Source organism: Rahnella inusitata, assembly GCF_965118895.1.
Taxonomy (GTDB): Bacteria; Pseudomonadota; Gammaproteobacteria; order Enterobacterales; family Enterobacteriaceae; genus Rahnella; species Rahnella inusitata_A.
In genome coordinates this window covers 1-17272 of record NZ_CBCPJJ010000033.1, presented here as the reverse complement: position 1 = coordinate 17272, position 17272 = coordinate 1, and the positions used below count along the sequence as shown (strand labels likewise).

21 protein-coding genes are annotated in these 17272 nt (G+C 46.9%); 12 read left to right on the top strand and 9 right to left on the bottom strand.

Translation table 11 applies throughout. From position 1 onward, the window contains the following. Positions 1 to 12: 12 nt before the first annotated feature. From rplB to ACMHLI_RS22810, 7 genes are all read right to left on the bottom strand, one after another. Positions 13 to 837 carry a 50S ribosomal protein L2 gene (rplB, locus tag ACMHLI_RS22840; protein WP_112168254.1) on the bottom strand — a complete coding sequence of 275 codons (825 nt, stop codon included), beginning with the start codon at positions 835 to 837 and terminating at the stop codon, positions 13 to 15. 19 nt (positions 838 to 856) lie between these two features. After that, positions 857 to 1159 carry a 50S ribosomal protein L23 gene (gene rplW, locus ACMHLI_RS22835; protein ID WP_056778023.1) on the bottom strand — a complete coding sequence of 101 codons (303 nt, stop codon included), beginning with the start codon at positions 1157 to 1159 and terminating at the stop codon, positions 857 to 859. Then, positions 1156 to 1761, bottom strand: coding sequence for a 50S ribosomal protein L4 (gene rplD / locus ACMHLI_RS22830; RefSeq protein WP_009639177.1), 606 nt, complete (start codon positions 1759 to 1761; stop codon positions 1156 to 1158). Before rplD ends, rplW begins: the two co-directional genes overlap by 4 nt. Positions 1762 to 1777: 16 nt before the next feature. Then, complete coding sequence (rplC, locus tag ACMHLI_RS22825; RefSeq protein ID WP_056778020.1) at positions 1778 to 2407, bottom strand: 50S ribosomal protein L3; 630 nt, start codon at positions 2405 to 2407, stop codon at positions 1778 to 1780. 32 nt (positions 2408 to 2439) lie between these two features. Beyond that, positions 2440 to 2751, bottom strand: coding sequence for a 30S ribosomal protein S10 (gene rpsJ, locus ACMHLI_RS22820; protein ID WP_009639175.1), 312 nt, complete (start codon positions 2749 to 2751; stop codon positions 2440 to 2442). Between the two features lie 325 nt (positions 2752 to 3076). Continuing rightward, positions 3077 to 3565 carry a hypothetical protein gene (locus ACMHLI_RS22815; RefSeq protein WP_413531396.1) on the bottom strand — a complete coding sequence of 163 codons (489 nt, stop codon included), beginning with the start codon at positions 3563 to 3565 and terminating at the stop codon, positions 3077 to 3079. Continuing rightward, positions 3566 to 5095, bottom strand: a complete 1530-nt coding sequence (locus ACMHLI_RS22810; RefSeq protein ID WP_413531395.1) for an AAA family ATPase — start codon at positions 5093 to 5095, stop codon at positions 3566 to 3568. It lies immediately after the preceding gene. Positions 5096 to 5314: 219 nt separating this feature from the next. On the opposite strand from ACMHLI_RS22810, the gene gspC reads away from it, so the two are divergent. The 12 genes from gspC to ACMHLI_RS22750 are packed head-to-tail and all read left to right on the top strand — an operon-like array spanning position 5315 to position 16330. After that, entirely contained in the window at positions 5315 to 6106 is a 792-nt protein-coding gene (gene gspC / locus ACMHLI_RS22805; protein ID WP_413531394.1) for a type II secretion system protein GspC, read from the top strand. Continuing rightward, on the top strand, positions 6099 to 8084 hold the full coding sequence (gene gspD, locus ACMHLI_RS22800) for a type II secretion system secretin GspD (protein WP_413531393.1): 1986 nt from the start codon (positions 6099 to 6101) through the stop codon (positions 8082 to 8084). The genes gspC and gspD overlap by 8 nt, the downstream gene beginning before the upstream one ends. Before the next feature lie 2 nt (positions 8085 to 8086). Next, positions 8087 to 9610 (top strand): type II secretion system ATPase GspE, encoded by a 1524-nt coding sequence (gene gspE / locus ACMHLI_RS22795; RefSeq protein ID WP_413531392.1) that lies wholly within the window; start codon positions 8087 to 8089, stop codon positions 9608 to 9610. Then, positions 9607 to 10824 (top strand): type II secretion system inner membrane protein GspF, encoded by a 1218-nt coding sequence (gene gspF / locus ACMHLI_RS22790; RefSeq protein WP_413531391.1) that lies wholly within the window; start codon positions 9607 to 9609, stop codon positions 10822 to 10824. The genes gspE and gspF overlap by 4 nt, the downstream gene beginning before the upstream one ends. Positions 10825 to 10834: 10 nt before the next feature. After that, complete coding sequence (gene gspG, locus ACMHLI_RS22785) at positions 10835 to 11287, top strand: type II secretion system major pseudopilin GspG (protein ID WP_413531390.1); 453 nt, start codon at positions 10835 to 10837, stop codon at positions 11285 to 11287. A 2-nt stretch (positions 11288 to 11289) separates the two neighbouring features. Continuing rightward, positions 11290 to 11811 carry a GspH/FimT family pseudopilin gene (locus tag ACMHLI_RS22780; RefSeq protein WP_413531389.1) on the top strand — a complete coding sequence of 174 codons (522 nt, stop codon included), beginning with the start codon at positions 11290 to 11292 and terminating at the stop codon, positions 11809 to 11811. Next, the gene (gene gspI / locus ACMHLI_RS22775) at positions 11811 to 12215 is read left to right on the top strand and encodes a type II secretion system minor pseudopilin GspI (RefSeq protein ID WP_413531388.1); all 405 of its coding nucleotides are present in this window, start codon (positions 11811 to 11813) and stop codon (positions 12213 to 12215) included. Before ACMHLI_RS22780 ends, gspI begins: the two co-directional genes overlap by 1 nt. After that, complete coding sequence (gene gspJ / locus ACMHLI_RS22770; RefSeq protein ID WP_413531387.1) at positions 12196 to 12867, top strand: type II secretion system minor pseudopilin GspJ; 672 nt, start codon at positions 12196 to 12198, stop codon at positions 12865 to 12867. Before gspI ends, gspJ begins: the two co-directional genes overlap by 20 nt. Further along, a complete protein-coding gene (gene gspK, locus ACMHLI_RS22765) occupies positions 12860 to 13846 on the top strand; it encodes a type II secretion system minor pseudopilin GspK (RefSeq protein ID WP_413531386.1) in 987 nt (328 codons plus the stop codon). Before gspJ ends, gspK begins: the two co-directional genes overlap by 8 nt. Further along, entirely contained in the window at positions 13846 to 15024 is a 1179-nt protein-coding gene (gspL, locus tag ACMHLI_RS22760) for a type II secretion system protein GspL (protein WP_413531385.1), read from the top strand. Before gspK ends, gspL begins: the two co-directional genes overlap by 1 nt. Next, positions 15021 to 15479 carry a type II secretion system protein GspM gene (gene gspM / locus ACMHLI_RS22755; RefSeq protein ID WP_413531384.1) on the top strand — a complete coding sequence of 153 codons (459 nt, stop codon included), beginning with the start codon at positions 15021 to 15023 and terminating at the stop codon, positions 15477 to 15479. Before gspL ends, gspM begins: the two co-directional genes overlap by 4 nt. A gap of 23 nt (positions 15480 to 15502) precedes the next feature. Further along, positions 15503 to 16330: a prepilin peptidase gene (locus ACMHLI_RS22750; RefSeq protein WP_413531383.1), complete on the top strand. Its 828-nt coding sequence runs from the start codon at positions 15503 to 15505 to the stop codon at positions 16328 to 16330. A 9-nt stretch (positions 16331 to 16339) separates the two neighbouring features. Here the strand turns inward: ACMHLI_RS22750 and bfr are convergent, their stop codons facing one another. Together bfr and bfd are read right to left on the bottom strand one after the other, a co-directional pair. Further along, the gene (gene bfr / locus ACMHLI_RS22745; protein ID WP_413531382.1) at positions 16340 to 16819 is read right to left on the bottom strand and encodes a bacterioferritin; all 480 of its coding nucleotides are present in this window, start codon (positions 16817 to 16819) and stop codon (positions 16340 to 16342) included. 85 nt (positions 16820 to 16904) lie between these two features. Continuing rightward, positions 16905 to 17099, bottom strand: coding sequence for a bacterioferritin-associated ferredoxin (bfd, locus tag ACMHLI_RS22740; RefSeq protein WP_056778102.1), 195 nt, complete (start codon positions 17097 to 17099; stop codon positions 16905 to 16907). Positions 17100 to 17272: the final 173 nt, after the last annotated feature.

Here is a 17272-nt window from a genome sequence, read left to right as displayed (position 1 = left end):
CTTATCCTCTAATTATTTTTTACTACGGCGACGTACAATGAATTTATCAGTACGCTTGTTGCTACGGGTCTTCTTACCTTTGGTTTGAACGCCCCACGGGGTTACCGGGTGCTTACCAAAGTTACGACCTTCACCACCACCGTGTGGGTGATCGACTGGGTTCATCGCAGTACCGCGAACGGTAGGACGAATACCACGCCAACGACTTGCACCTGCTTTACCCAGAACGCGAAGCATGTGTTCAGAGTTACCGACTTCACCTAAGGTGGCACGGCAATCAATCTGAACTTTACGCATTTCGCCAGAGCGCAGACGCAGAGTCACGTAGGAACCGTCACGAGCAACGATCTGAACGTAGGCACCAGCTGAGCGAGCCATCTGGCCGCCTTTACCTGGTTTCATTTCTACGTTGTGAACCGTTGAACCTACTGGGATGTTGCGCATAGGCAGGGTGTTACCTGTCTTGATTGCAGCATCAACACCAGATTGGATCTGATCACCTACTTTCAGGCCTTTCGGCGCCAGGATGTAACGGCGTTCACCGTCTTTGTACAGAACCAGCGCGATGTTCGCGGAACGGTTCGGATCGTACTCCAGACGCTCAACCACTGCAGCGATGCCATCTTTGTTGCGTTTGAAGTCAACAAGACGGTAATGCTGTTTGTGGCCACCACCGATATGACGGGTGGTGATACGGCCATTGTTGTTACGGCCACCGCTTTTGCTCAATTTTTCAAGCAGCGGGGCAAAAGGTTTACCCTTATGCAGCTCAGGGTTAACCACTTTAACAACGTGGCGACGACCCGGAGATGTAGGTTTACATTTAACAATTGCCATTGTTTCTTACTCCTCCGACTTACTCAGCGCCGCTGATGAAGTCCAGATTCTGGCCTTCTTTCAGGGTGACGTAAGCTTTTTTCCAGTCGCTACGACGACCAACACGCTGACCCTGACGTTTCACTTTGCCTTTAACCAGCAAGGTGTTTACGTCTTCGACTTCGACTTCAAACAGTTTCGAAACCGCAGCTTTGATTTCTGCTTTAGTCGCGTCTTTGGCAACTTTGAGTACGATGGTATTGTTCTTTTCCATCGCGGTAGAAGCTTTTTCAGAAACGTGCGGCGCGCGCAGCACTTTCAGCAGACGTTCTTCACGAATCATGCCAGCATCTCCTCAACTTGCTTCACAGCGTCAGCAGTCATAACCACTTTGTCGAAGGCGATCAGGCTTACTGGATCGATACCTGCTACATCGCGAACGTCAACCTTGTACAGGTTACGTGCGGCCAGGAACAGATTCTCGTCGACTTCGCCAGTTACAATCAGCACGTCTTCCAGAGCCATGTCTTTCAGTTTCTGTGCCAGCAGCTTAGTTTTAGGCGCTTCTACAGAGAACGTTTCGACAACGATCAGACGATCTTGACGTACCAGTTCGGACAGAATGCTTTTCAGCGCGCCGCGGTACATCTTTTTATTTACTTTTTGACTGTGGTCCTGTGGCTTTGCAGCGAAGGTTACACCACCGGAACGCCAGATTGGGCTCTTTACAGAACCTGCACGCGCACGGCCAGTACCTTTCTGACGCCAAGGTTTTTTACCGGAACCAGTTACTTCAGCACGGGTCTTCTGAGCGCGAGTACCTTGACGGGCACCTGCTGCATAAGCAACAACGACCTGGTGTACAAGCGCTTCATTGAAATCACGCCCGAAGGTAGTTTCGGAAACAGTCAGCGCGCTTTGCGCGTCTTTCACTACTAATTCCATTCCTATCTCCTCGACGTTAAGCCTTAACAGCAGGTTTAACGATCAGGTTGCCACCGGTAGCACCCGGAACAGCACCCTTGACCAGTAGCAGGTTGCGCTCAGCATCAACACGTACTACATCCAGGCTCTGAACGGTTACACGTTCGTTACCCAGTTGGCCTGCCATTTTCTTACCTTTGAACACTTTACCTGGAGTCTGGTTCTGACCGATTGAACCATGTCCACGGTGTGCCAAGGAGTTACCATGGGTAGCATCTTGGGTACGGAAGTTCCAGCGCTTAACTGTGCCAGCAAAACCTTTACCTTTAGAAGTACCGGTAACATCGACTTTCTTAACGTCTGCGAAAATTTCAACGCTAATGTTCTGACCTGCAGTAAATTCTTCACCTTCTGCAAGGCGGAATTCCCACAGACCGCGGCCAGCTTCTACGCCAGCTTTAGCGAAGTGACCCGCTTCTGGTTTGGTTACACGGTTAGCTTTTTTGCTACCAGTAGTAACCTGCACAGCACGGTAACCATCGTTGTCCAGGTCTTTGACCTGAGTAACGCGGTTTGCTTCAATTTCGATAACGGTTACTGGGATTGAAACGCCATCTTCTGTGAAGATACGAGTCATGCCCACTTTCTTACCGACTAAACCAATCATTGTTTCAACCTCTCAATCGTCAATGACCCTGATTAACCCAGGCTGATCTGCACGTCTACACCAGCAGCCAGATCCAGACGCATCAGAGCATCAACGGTTTTCTCGGTTGGCTCAACGATGTCAACCAGACGCTTATGAGTGCGAATTTCATACTGATCGCGCGCATCTTTATTGACGTGCGGAGAAATCAGGATAGTAAAACGCTCTTTGCGGGTCGGCAGCGGGATTGGACCACGAACTTGCGCACCAGTGCGCTTCGCGGTCTCAACGATTTCCGCAGTTGATTGATCGATCAAACGATGATCAAACGCTTTCAGGCGGATACGGATTCTTTGGTTCTGCATGAGACCAGAGCTCCAATTATTTTAAACGTAAATGATTACTCCTCATACCCATTTCGATTGATGGGAGAGTGTAATCGTTCTTCACATAACCCCCATATCGGGAGTATTGTTGACCAGCGAGTAAACTCATTGGCCAGCTGATTCAGATTGAATCAGGCTTACCAATATTAGGTAAGCCCGCGCATTATACGTACTCAGGAAGATTAAGCAACCACATTGGTGCTAAATCGCTGTAATTTTACGCTGATGCTTACCTCTTCATCTATACAGCAAAAAATCCTGCATTTTGCCTGTTAAGAAGGCAGGGAGTTATTTTACAACTCCCCTATTTTTCGGCCTTTTTCTGCTCACTGAGCGCTTTTTTGAGAAGTTGCTCAACACTTAAAGCTTCTGATACGGTGGTTGCAGAGGGACTTTTCGTATCATCGCTCGCATCAATACCCTCTTCCTCTGCAGGATTGACCGTTCCATCATCCTCATCCTCCCAGGGCTCTTGAAGAGTGGCCTCGTCACTTTTGACGTTACGCTCTTTTTTGATAACTCGCTCAGGCAGAATTTTTGATTCAAAAATATAATGCACATTTGAAAACACGTACGGCAACACTTGTGGCTGCGTGATCGCCTCCTTCTCCTCTTTATTTATGTGCTGCCATACGATATGTAATGCACTTCCCGCAGCAATGCCCAGGGAAACACAGAGGACAAAGACCAGGGAGAATAAAAGGTATGCTTTTTTATGTTTTGCAGATAAAGCCAGAACGACCTTGCAATTTTTGAGTTTGCTTTGATAAGCCGCGATATAAATGTTCTGCATTTAGCGTTTCCCCTCAGTGCCATCATCGACAATGAGCTCAGGTGCTTTGTTCAGGCTTTTAGCAATACGCTGCAGAGTCCCGGGTCCAACCTGGCTGTCAACATTAAGGCCTTCACGCTTTTGGAAAAGTTTGATCTTATCTTTCAATTCTGTGTCCCATTCCCCATTCAGGCCGGAAGGTAAGTGCAAAATGTTGCTGAGCACTGCATCAAGCCAAACGGTGTCTTCAAGAGAACTGTTTTGATTTATCGTTTTTTTACCGTCAGGCGTCGTTAACTGAAACTGTATAAAATCACCCGACCAGACTGCATTGAACCAGTTGCGCTCCACCGTCCACGTTTTATCCTTTATCAGCAGGTCAATATGTCTATCAGTAATTCTGACCACACCTGCATAGATCTTTTTATTTCCGATATTCATGGATGCCAGCCAGGGTTGTCCGCCTGCCACCAACTCATCCAGCGTTCCTTTCCCTTCCTTGCAAACCAGTTGCGCCCTGTCGGCTTGGTCGCAGAATGCATCAGCCAGAGGTACATCGTATCCCCAGATATGGAAGAGTTGTTTTATGCCATCACGTTTATCATTGGCCATATCCTCTATACGCAACGCTGGCGCGGGTACTTCTTTTAACGATGGTGCTACGAATAAGTGAGAGGTTAAAAATGGCGCCGCATACTGGTAGTAGGTCCAGCCAATCACACTTCCTAATAAGGCATAAATAAGCATAAGACTAATAAAGCAGCTTCTCGAACGGGAGGGGAGCCCCATGTAGGTGAGAGCCTGACTGAGATGACGTGGCTTCACGACAGGTGATCGGTCTATAAATGCACAACGCAGAGCATTTTCGGTGATTTGTGCGATGGTCCCTGGCCGACCTCCTGAAGCTTTATGGATCATCCTGGCCCCGGCGCGATCAACAAGCTCTCGTCCCCCACCTGCTTCACTGATTCTGCTGCTTATAAAAGCATGGCATTCCTGAACATTAAAACCATCGTGCTGATATTCTAATCTCTTATTATGTTTGGAAAATTGCTTAAAAGAATGCGGGCTTAATCTGGACCCACTTACGATCAATATGATTGAAAAACGCTCATCGCAGAGATAGCGTGATAATCCATCAAGAAAAGTCAGGCATTCATCATTGAGGTTTTCAGCATGATCGAAGACGAGTACAAGACCTTCATCAAAATTTGTGGATGCCTTAAATGCTTCTGAAATTTTGTTGAGTAACAAGCTGGTGGAAAGCGAACGCGTTTTTTTTAATGTCATAAGTTTCGCAACGAAACTCTCGAGGTCTTTACACTGGGTATCAGGGGATACTATATAATAGGCTCCCATCCTGCTGCTTTTTAACAACAAAGTCTGAACTAATGAGGTTTTCCCCGTCCCTTCATTTCCATGAACAACGATAGGTTGGCCTTGATTAATTTTATCTATTAAATAATCAAGTATCGCTGAATACCGCTCGCTATTGAAAAACGTCCTGGTACTGAAAGGTGAGAAAGAAAAACCAAAATACTCTAGAAACATTACCTTAACCTTCGAATAGAAGAAGGGTCACCCCTTGTATTCATTCATATAAAAAATAGTAAAACTAGCAAATATATTATTTATCAATACTAAAAATAAAGTGTATTTGTAACTTACCGCATTGACGGGTAGTATACTCATTTTATTACACCCAGGGGTAATAATACCTGAAAATGACTACATTTAAAGCTGAGAATAAAAATCAATAACTCTTCTACCATGCTACACAGTAAATACATTTTTATAGTGATTGCAATAATCGCACTATGCTTTGCATCTACAGCTTATATTATATATTTCCTGAATATTTCAAATAATTATTATTCCCAGCATCAATTTTTAACAAAACCAATACCAGTAACCTCTGTAATCCCGGCAACGTTATTCAAATGGAATGTCGTTGCTCAGGAGTCCACAAGCTCACCCCAGAATAACAACCAGGTAGAGCCATTGGATCTGAGTCTCAAGGGGGTAGTTTACAGCAGTAATAACAGGCTTTCCTTAGCAATAATTCAAGGTTCCAACGAACAACACAGCTACCGTGAAGGTGAGAAGTTGACGGATATCGAAGATGCGTATGTCAGTGTCATCACTCCAGAATCAGTGCAAATCCGCCACAATGATGCAATACAGACGTTCGTTATGGAGATAAGAAGAGAATCAACCTCGTCAAAGCCTGCACCGACTGCACCTTCTGTTATTCAGGTAAAAAGACTCAGTGACTATCTCGCTGTCACGCCTGTTTACGAGAAGTCGACGTTTATTGGCTATCGCGTTAATCCGAAGACCCAGACAAAAATTTATAAAAGTATGGGGCTGATTAATAATGAATTAGTCGTGAAAATAAATGGCCAACCTCTTGAGAATCCTAAATCATCAGAAGTTCTCATGGCAACCCTACAAAGCCTACGAGATGTTCAATTTACTGTTATAGGGGCTGGTCAGGCTCAGAACATTTACATTAATCTCGCAACACTTGAGACGTCTCTCGACGTGAACAACCATGACTAGAATCATTCAGAACCTAATTAAAAATTCGTTATTTACTTTATTGCTTACGCCGTTACTCACTCAAGCTGCGGATTTTACAGCCAGTTTCAAGAATACTGATATCAATGAATTTATCGATATCGTGAGTAAGAACTTGAATAAAACCATATTAGTCGACCCTTCAGTCCAGGGGAGTATATCCGTAAGAAGTTACGATATTCTTAATGAAGATCAGTACTACCAATTTTTCTTAAGTGTTCTTGATGTTTATGGTTACTCCGTTGTGCCGATGGATAATGGATTACTGAAAGTTGTGCGCTCTGCGAATGCAAAAACGGCGGGTGTACCCGTCGCTGACAGTTTAAAGCCGGGCCGTGGTGATGAAATTATTACCCGAATTGTTTCACTCAAAAATGTTCCGGTCCGAGAACTAGCTCCTTTGTTACGCCAGATGAATGACACTACCGGTGTTGGCAATGTCGTACATTATGAGCCCTCAAATGTGTTACTGCTCACCGGACGCGCTTCAGTTGTGAATCGTTTGATAGAAGTGGTGGATCGGGTTGATCAAATGGGAAGCCAGCAACGACAAACGATTAAATTAAAATATGGCTCCGCATCAGAAATGGCAGAACTGGTCAACAATCTGGTACGAGAAGAGACGAAGGGGCAATCTACCTCTCTGTTACAAGCAAAAATCGTTGCCGATGAGCGCACCAATACTCTGGTCATCAGTGGCCCGGAATATGTCCGACGGGACACCATCAAGCTTGTGAAAGAACTCGATCGCGATCAGTCAACACAAGGTAATACCCGCGTATTTTATCTGAATTATGCCAAAGCTGAGAAAATAGTCCCTGTACTTACTGGCATCACCGAGAAGATGAAAGACGGTAAAACGGCACAGTCGGCAGGGTCCTCCGATAAAAATATGAGCATTACGGCTGATGAGCAAACCAACTCCATTGTGATCACCGCTCAAAAGGATGTTATGCAATCACTTGAACAGGTCATTGCAAAACTGGATATCAGACGTGCGCAGGTTCTGGTGGAGGCAATTATTGTCGAGGTGCAAGACGGAAATGGCCTCAACCTCGGGATTCAGTGGAGCAATAACAACGTCGGTGGAACACAGTTCACCGGTACTGGAGCTCCTTTATCGACTGTTGCAGCAGGCGTACGCAAGTACAAGAAAGACGGTGTTATCAGTAGTGACAGCGCACTGGCCTCGACGATGCAAAGTTTCAACGGAATGGCTGCAGGCTTCTTTAGTGGAGATTGGAATGTTCTACTGACGGCGCTTTCAACCAGTAATAAAAACGATATTCTCGCAACCCCAAGTATTGTGACCCTTGATAACAAAGAAGCCTCTTTCAACGTTGGTCAGGAGGTTCCCTCGCTCTCCGGTTCACAGACGACTTCGGGCGATAATATATACAGTAGCGTAGTTTACAAAACGGTGGGAACCAAGCTCAAAGTCACTCCGCAGATTAATGAGGGTGATGCTGTACTCATGGAAATAGAGCAGGAAGTCTCCAGTGTGGATACCTCAACCGACTCCACTCTTGGCCCAACGTTTAATACCCGCACCATTCAGAATGCCGTATTGGTAAAAACCGGTGAAACCGTGGTACTCGGTGGTCTGCTTGACGACAGCTCTAAAGAAACTAAATCCAAAGTTCCCCTGCTGGGCGATATTCCCTGGATCGGTAATCTTTTCCGTTACACCTCAACAGAAACGGCGAAACGAAATCTGATGGTCTTTATCAGACCAACAATTATCCGGGATGATGAAATATACAAATCTGTTTCGGCGCAAAAATACTCGAGTTTCCAGAAGACCCAAAAACAGCGCAAAGAAGAAGATAATAATGATCTTATCACGCCAACCCATCGCCCGATGCTTCCGGATTATCCGGTGATAAAACCTGCCGTACCGGCTGAAAAATCATCCTTCGATACGAACAATACTCCACGTAATCCATTCAGTGAACAGTGAAAATGAGTACTGAAGAATATGAATGCGACGGTTTACAAAATGAAGCAGCCCTCTTAAAAGGGCTGCCCTACTCCTACGCACGGCAGAAAGGCGTTGCATTGGAAGATGGGGTCCTTTTCTGCCGGGAAGATGTGCAACCCGAAACGCTCATTGAAGTACGCCGTGTGGCCGGGCTGTGGGACAACATCAGATTGTTGAGTACTCAGGCGTTTGAGGAAAAGCTGTCGGAGACTTATCAGCAAAACCGCGGAGCCTCGCAAAAAATCATGGACGATATGGATGACAATGTCGATTTACTCTCACTGTCTGAAGAAGTACCAGACAATGAAGATCTGCTCGCCAGTGATGAAAATTCCCCGATTATTCGACTGATAAATGCCATTTTGTCTGAAGCCGTCAAAGAGGGGGCTTCAGACATTCATATCGAAACATTCGAACGCACGCTGAGCATAAGGTTTCGCGTGGATGGTGTACTGCGGCAAATATTGCAACCGGTTCGCAAGCTGGCGCCCTTTTTAATTTCTCGTATTAAAGTAATGGCCAAACTGGATATCGCTGAGAAACGATTACCGCAGGATGGGCGTATTTCCTTACGTCTGGGCCATAGGTCGATTGATATACGTGTATCCACCATTCCGGCCCAATACGGTGAAAGAGTCGTGATGCGCCTGCTCGATAAAAACAATATCTCACTGAGCATCGCGCAGCTTGGCCTCAGCCAGACGGATCAGAAGACGCTTACATCTCTGATTCAAAAGCCCCATGGCATCATTCTTGTCACTGGTCCAACAGGGTCTGGAAAGAGCACAACACTTTATGCCGTCATGGCGGCGCTGAATACTCAGGAACGTAACATCCTGACGGTGGAAGACCCTATCGAATATGAGCTCGAAGGCGTGGGGCAGACTCAGGTTAATCCGCGGGTTAGCATGACATTTGCTCTGGGTTTGCGGGCGATCCTGCGTCAGGACCCAGACGTGGTAATGGTCGGAGAAATTCGTGATGGTGAAACAGCGCAGATAGCCGTTCAGGCTTCACTCACAGGTCACCTTGTCATGTCGACGTTGCATACGAACAGCGCTATCGGCGCGATTACCCGTTTACGCGACATGGGTCTCGAGCCCTTTCTTCTGGCATCTTCCCTGCTTGGCGTGGTTGCCCAGAGACTGGTCCGGCGACTATGCCAACATTGCGCACAGCCGGTGGAAATAGATGCAGTGCAACAGGCACATTTCGCTTTCCTGCCGCAGCCACCGCAATTGCTTTTCAGGGCAGAGGGATGCCCGCAATGCCGGTTTAGTGGTTACAAAGGCCGAACAGCTATTCATGAATGTCTGATTGTTGATGACCAGTTGCGTAAAGCCATTCATCAAAATGAAGATGAGATGGCAATAGAGAAAATTCTTCGTCAACGCAGCCGTAGTCTTCGCGAAAATGGGCTTCTTAAAACAATTAGTGGCGAAACGACTCTTGAGGAAATCATCAGAGTAACCACTGAGCATGAAACATTCGCAGGTGGTCAATGAGTCAGTTTTCTTATCATGGCATCACTGCGACAGGAAAAGATCTGCGCGCTACCCTCGAGGCTGATTCCTTACGCCACGCGCGTCAAATTCTTCGCGAACAAGGTATTACTCTGCTGGGGATCCGGCCCGTCGGTCTTTCCATTTCTTCCCAGATGATAAAAAAAAGCGGTAAGCGAATTAAGGTTCCTTCGCACGCCGTGTCTCTGTTTTCTCGTCAGTTAGCGACATTAATCAATGCAGCTCTTCCCATCGAAGCGGCGCTGAATGTAATTGCACGACAAACTGAACATGCCGCCTTTGCAAAGGTCCTGGCCACTGTGCGGAATAAAGTCGTTGAAGGCCACACGCTGGCCGATGCGTTCTCTGACTATCCCCGTATTTTTGATCCAATGTTCAAAACGCTGGTGACTGCCGGAGAAAGGACGGGGCAGCTCGGTGCCGTGCTGGAGAAAATGGCCGACTACAATGAAATCCGCCAGCAAATAAAAAGCAAACTCACTCAGGCAATGATTTATCCCCTTATGCTGACGTTGGTCGCCATCCTGGTCATTGTCATCCTCCTGGTTGCAGTGGTTCCACAAATTATCGAGCAGTTTGTCCATCTCCGACATGCTTTGCCGTTGACTACGCGCATTTTGATTGCCGTCAGTGGCTTCCTCCAGACCTTCTGGTTACCTATTTCACTGGGGGCCGCTGGCATAGTGATATCACTAAAACTGGCTCTGCGCAGTCCAAAGCAACTGGCACGGTTCCACACCTTATTGCTTCAAATCATGGTAGCGGGTCCATTAATCCGGGCAGTCAACAGCGCTCGCTATGCACGTACTCTGAGTATTTTGCAATCCAGCGGCGTTCCTTTACTGGATGCTATGAAGATCTCAACAGCCGGCATCAGCAACGTGCACATTCACCGGCTTTTTCTGCAGGCTGCCGAAAATGTTCGTCAGGGTACCTCTCTTTTTAATGCGCTGGAACAAACGCATATGTTTCCCCCAATGATGCTTTACATGATTGCCTCAGGTGAGCAAAGCGGGCGATTAGGCGAACTGATGGCCCGCGCAGCCGATAATCAAGACAAGTTGATGCAACACCGACTTTCAATGGCGTTGGCCATTTTTGAACCCCTGCTGATTGTCTCTATGGCAAGCATTGTTCTCTTTATCGTCATGTCTATTTTACAACCCATTCTTCAACTCAATAATTTGGTCAGTTAAGGAACTTCTCATGCAGAATCAAGCAATCAATACAGATACCGTTAGCCAAAAACAGCGCGGTTTTACCCTGATGGAACTGATGGTTGTCATCGTCATTTTGGGGATCCTGGCGGCCCTTGTTGTACCTAATCTCATGGGAAACAAGGAAAAAGCGGATAAGCAAAAAGCAGTCAGCGATATTGTCGCTCTTGAAAATGCGCTGGACATGTACAAACTGGATAACCACCGCTATCCAACCACAGAGCAAGGCCTGCAGTCTCTGATTGCCGAACCTAAAAATGACCCTCGGCCGACAAATTATAATGCCGATGGCTATATCAAACGCCTGCCCGCCGACCCATGGGGAAATGAATATCTGTTGGTGAGTCCCGGAGATCACGGAAATATTGATGTCTTTTCTGCAGGCCCGGATGGCGAAGCGAACACGGCAGACGACATCACCAACTGGGTCGAGAAGAAATAATCTTGTCTATCCACAAGGCAGCCGGATTCACCCTAATGGAAATCATGTTGGTACTGGCAATTATGGCCAGTACCGCGATGGTAGTCATATTGATCCTGCCAGCTAACAACGCGCAAATCCGACAAGCCGAAAAGATGATGTCGTTAATGGAGTACACAGCCCAATATGCAACCATGACGGGTGTGCCGACCGGGCTGGCAATGACTCCGAATGAATATCAGTTTGTTATTCTCGCAACATCGCAGCCGTTAATTCCCAACAACGAAGAGCCAAAATGGATTGCTCTTCCCAGCGCACGCCTCGAAAGCCAGGGAAAGTTTGAAGACGAAGAGGCGATTTTTCTGTCGCCTCAAGACCTGAATAAGTCCCTGAGTACCATACCGCAGATCGTTTTTATGCCCGATGGCCGCGTCACGGTTTTCAATATGCAATTCTCTGCCTCATCGGGTGATGGACTTTGCTGCACACTTTCTTCTGCCGGTCAGCTTCCTCTGATACTCAAAGTGATCACCGGGGAAGACTGATGCAAAAAAAACAAAAGCAGGATGGGATGACAATCTTAGAAGTGATGATCGCAATGGCGATTTTCTCTGTCAGCGCAATGGCCTTACTAAACAGCATCACGTCGCAAATGAATGCCGTGACACATTTTCAGCAAAGTTTATTCGCCAGCTGGGTCGCCGATAACACACTGACTGAGTTGAGTCTGAAGGCTAACGTCACTGCCGAAACCCAAATAATCAATAAAACGGAAATGGCAGATGAAATCTGGTTTCTTGAATTGAATTCAATGAGGGATGAAAACAACGACATTAGCCTACTGCGGATCGATGTTCGTGTGGAGAAAGAAACGCCTAACCCTTCATTGTCTCTATATGCCCGCTTTGCTTCGGAGCCGAAGGAAGATAATGCCCTCACTCAGAAATAAACAACGCGGCTTCACCCTCATCGAAGTGATGATTGCCATGATGATCTTTGCGATGCTTAGCCTGCTCGCATACCAAATTTTATCGGCATCGGTTAAAACCAGCAGCGTCGTGGAAGAGCGCACCACAAAGCTTTTGCAAATTCAGCGAACCTTTGCCCAGATGGAGAGAGACCTTACTCAGATTATTTTACGTCGTGAGAACGCCGTTGAGCCAATTTTGTACAGTACACCAGGATTGCTCAAATTCACCACACTGGACAGCATGAACTCCCTGCAGGTGATGTCAGCCAGTGATTTGCAGGAAGTGACCTGGCAACTCTCCGACGCTTCCTTAACGCGCAGCTCCCGCACATTGCCCTCAGGCATTGAAAAAGCAACTGACGTAATAATGCTGCGGGGAGGTGTTACCTCATTCGGACTCAGGTTTTATGAGGGCGACTGGAAAACTGAGTGGAAAGGAATCGATACTTTACCCGCAGGAGTCGAAGTGACGATTGAAGTCGAAGGGACAGGAAAAATCCGACGCGTGTTCAGGCTGCCCGATACATTGCCTGCCACCCCGGCCGCAGATCCACAAACGAATATTCAAGGCTCAGCTATGCCCGCGATACCGGCCGCCACTGATACGCAGAAGCAAGCGGCAAATGAATAGACAACGTGGTGCAGCCTTGCTGATGGTTCTGTTAATCCTGGCGATTATGGCAGCGCTGGCCGCAAAAATGACCCTGCAGTTTCAAAGTACATGGCAGACGCAAATGTTTCTGCTGAATCAGCAGCAATTACAATGGCTGGCCCATGACGCCGAACAAATCGCCATTCAAAAATTACGACGAGACCTCAAGGATACGCCGCAAAACAATAACCTCAATCAATCCTGGGCACAGACTGGCGAGACCGATAATGAAGATGGATCTGCGGTGAATTATGTCATCGTCGACGGGCAGGCCTGTTTCAATATCAACAGTCTGCAGCAGAATCAGCCAGATAGCGTGACCAAAGAAGAACCCTACAACACTCGTGTTCTCCGTCAGCTGCTGATCGACGCGGGGAGCAATCGCGCCGAAACAGAAAGATTTGTCGACTCACTGAGTGACTATCTGGATATAGACGATCAGGTACGTTCCGCGGGTGCAGAAAGCAAAGAGTATAAAAAACAAGCGACTTCGGGAAGTGCTGTTAAGCATGAGATTTACTCATTAAATGAACTCGCCCTGTTACCCGATTTCCCCCGCGAAATTGTGGCTCAGATTCGCAATCAGTTATGCGTGCTACCGGAAGAAACTCAGCAGATTAACGTCAATACCCTGGCTGAGGCGCAGGCTCCACTGCTTTCGGCTATGTTTCTGGGAGAAATTACAACGGATGACGCTAAGAAAATACTCACTGCCCGCCCGTTAAATGGCTGGAATTCAGTGGACCTTTTCCTGCAAGAAGTTAAAAAACAACGCTTCACTATTGCACCTGACTTTGCCGCTATCAAACCGCTACTCACTGTCAGAAGCCGTTTCTTCACGCTTTACAGCCAGGGCAGCACCGGTGACCAAAAGAATACGATGAGTAGTTCCTTGTTTTTTAACAAAGATGACAGCTCTATTAAGATTTACCAGCGACGCTATCGGATACTTGAATAATGTTAAGTGAACAGACCTCTGCCACCAGAATTTATGTCCGTACGGGCATCCACAGGGATGAGCCGGCCTGGTGGTTCAGGAATACTTCTTCACGGCCTGAGCACACGTTCAGGCTGGAAAATACTCTGCAATTGGCTCAACTGTCAGAAGAAGCCGGCAGCCAAAGTATTGGCCTGCTGCTGCCTGCCAGTCAGGTGATTTTCCGCACCGTGACGCTGCCTGAACGCCGCGTCAAAAATTTGGACACGCTGCTTTCCTATATGACAGAGGAAAGCGTGGCCGGAGATGTGGAAAATCTTCATTGGGTGGTACTGGCTCAGGAAGATAAGCTGCTGCACGTCGCCGGTATTGATGAAAACTACCTGAAGAACTGGCTATCACATTTCAGTGACGCAGGATTGGAGGTGACAGAAGTTTATGCTGATGCCACGCTACTGCCGGTTAATGAATCAGGATGGTCGATGGTCAGGCTGGAGGAACAATGGCTCATCCGCCAGTCACCCTTTTCGGCCTGCATCGTTGAAGACAGCTGGCTTGAAACTTACCTGACCATCGCCGCACCTGAGGCCGTCACATCCTATAGTCCGACGGAGTGCAAAAGAGATATCATTCGTAGGGCAAATCACGAGCACCCGATGATTTTGCTTAACCGCGCAGAGCCATCACCTTCTCTGAATCTTATGCAGGGAAAGTTTGCAGTTAAAAAACCACATTCTGCGTGGACCAAAGTTTTACCCGTCATTGCATTGTCTTCGGTAGCGGTCACGTTATTTTTTGCTTTCGGTTCACAGCTGTTCCTATTTTGGCAAGCCCGCCACTATGAAAGTCAGTTGGAAGAACAAACCAGAGCGGTTTATACCGAATGGTTCCCCACTCAAAAACACGAAAAAAATCTGCGCTTTTACTTCGAACAGGACATTAAAAAGTCACCCGCTCAATTTCTGCCAACGCTGGCAAAACTGACGAAGATGCAAAGCCAGATCCCAGGCATTGAAATCAATAGTCTGGATTTTAAAACGGAGGAACCAGAACTTACTCTCCAGGTAATCGCGCCGGATGCCCGGTCACTGGATAACTTTATAGAGCTCAGCGCCGATCAGTTTCATTTTCAACCTTTTGGTTTAACTTCGACAGCACAGGGTGTCACTGTCACCTTGAGAAACAGGGAAAAAAAATGAAAGCATGGTTTTTAGCGAAGAATTCCCGCGAACAGTACTTATTAATGAGCGGCGGCATACTGTTGATCATTGCAACGATATGGTATGCCATCATTGCCCCGATCAATGCACAAATTGATGCCAGTCGTGCCCGCATCAGCCAGCATATTAGCTTCCTGAAATATGTCGCCGATATCTCCGAAAGCAGCCATCGTCATCAGGGTAAAACCTTTCCGAAAGAAAAACTCGCGCCAACGCTCGTCACGACGTCGGCTAAGTTCGGAGTGGTTTTCACTCAGGTAGGGCAGGATGAAAAAGGCATGTCAGTGAAAATAGAGAACGTTGAATATGAGTCTTTCCTGAGATGGATCGAATATTTAGAAAAAACGCACAATATCAAAGTCGTCAGTATCGCCATGTCTCAAAGTAGAGTTACGGCTAACCTGCTGACGGTACCGCAACTCACGCTGCGTTAAGGCAGCATATTTCAGAGAATCACATGGACTATTGGACATCAACACGGACGATCGCTGCCATACCAGCTGAATTCATCCATTCTGCGGCTTTGATTCTAGGGCTTTTGATCGGCAGCTTTATCAATGTCGTGGTTTATCGCTCACTATTAATATTCAGCCTCAATGAGAAAGTCTCCGAAAAAATTAACCTCTGTTATCCAGCATCGCACTGCCCTTCGTGTAAGCACACACTAAAGGCGTGGCAAAACATTCCTTTGTTGAGTTGGCTCATCCTGAGAGGCCGATGCCACTATTGCAGCATCCGTATACCCATGAGCTACCCGTTGGTCGAGGCAATGTGTGGTTTACTTTTTTTCATCCTCACCTTTTTCTTCGTCACGCCACTTTCTCTTCTTTTTGCATTTACGTTGTGCAGTTTCCTGCTGACGCTCACACTCATCGATCTCAAAAGTTACTTGTTACCCGATAGTCTGACTCTGCCGCTTCTGTGGATAGGATTGCTGTCTCACACTTTGATAAACGGGGTGCAGCTGGAAGACGCCGTCTTCGGAGCAGTAGCGGGCTATCTGGTTTTATGGTGTCTTTACTGGGGGTTCAAATTCGTCACGGGGCGTGAAGGAATGGGGTATGGTGACTTTAAACTACTCGCGGCATTGGGTGCCTGGATGGGATGGCAAAGCTTACCGGTGATCTGTATTACATCCTCTGTTATGGGAGTCTGTATTGCACTGACGGGGCGTTTGGCGGGAAGAACGATAACGACGATCCCCTTTGGGCCTTGCCTCGCCATCGCGGGAATGATCAGTTACATCAGCCAGCAAAGTCCAACATTCTGGCTGATGTTTTTATAAACAGAATGACTACTGCGATTCTTCTTTCAGCTGCGACTGAATATAGTTTTGCAGTCCGATACGTCCTATCAGTTCAATCTCTGTTTCCAGCCAGTCGATGTGATGCTCCTCGTCAGCCAGAATTGTGATCATAATATCTCGGCTGACGTAATCATGAACGGAGTCCGCGTACGCGATTGCTTCACGCAGATCTTTCGCACCTTCCAGTTCGAGAAGCAAATCTGACTTCAGCATCTCTTCGACATCTTCACCAATGTTGAGTTTGCCGAGATCTTGCAGGTTTGGAAGACCTTCGAGGAATAAAATGCGCTCAATGTAAATATCAGCATGCTTCATTTCGTCGATCGACTCGTGATACTCGATACCATTGAGGCGCATCAACCCCCAGTTTTTGAACATACGGGCATGCAAAAAGTACTGATTGATAGCAACCAGTTCATTTCCAAGAAGTTTATTGAGGTGTGCAATGACTTTTTTATCGCCTTTCATAGGTAACTCCTCCGTTCCGGTATCTAAAGCGTAGATCCGGTACAGAGTAAGTCAAAAAAAAGGCACATTTTTTATCGAAGTATTTTTACGCGATGTTTTTGAACTCTGGAATCTGCTGTAATTCGTCTTCCATTATCTGACGTGCCGCGCGAACACATTTGCCACATTGGGTCCCGACCGGGACAAAATTTCTGAGCTGTTGAAACGTTTGGGGCTGGTAACGCCTTACTGCCTGTCTGATTGTTTTATCACTGACTGAATTGCACAAACACACGTACATATAAACCACACTTCGCATATAACTTACCCTAACTGTAAATGAGAATGGTTATTATTGCAAATGCGAAGACATGTTTTTTTGCGTGAAATTCAGGCAATAAAAAAGGGTGCCGAGGCACCCTTTTTTTGCTCTTAATTATCAGCGATTAAGCGATAACTTTAGCAACAACGCCA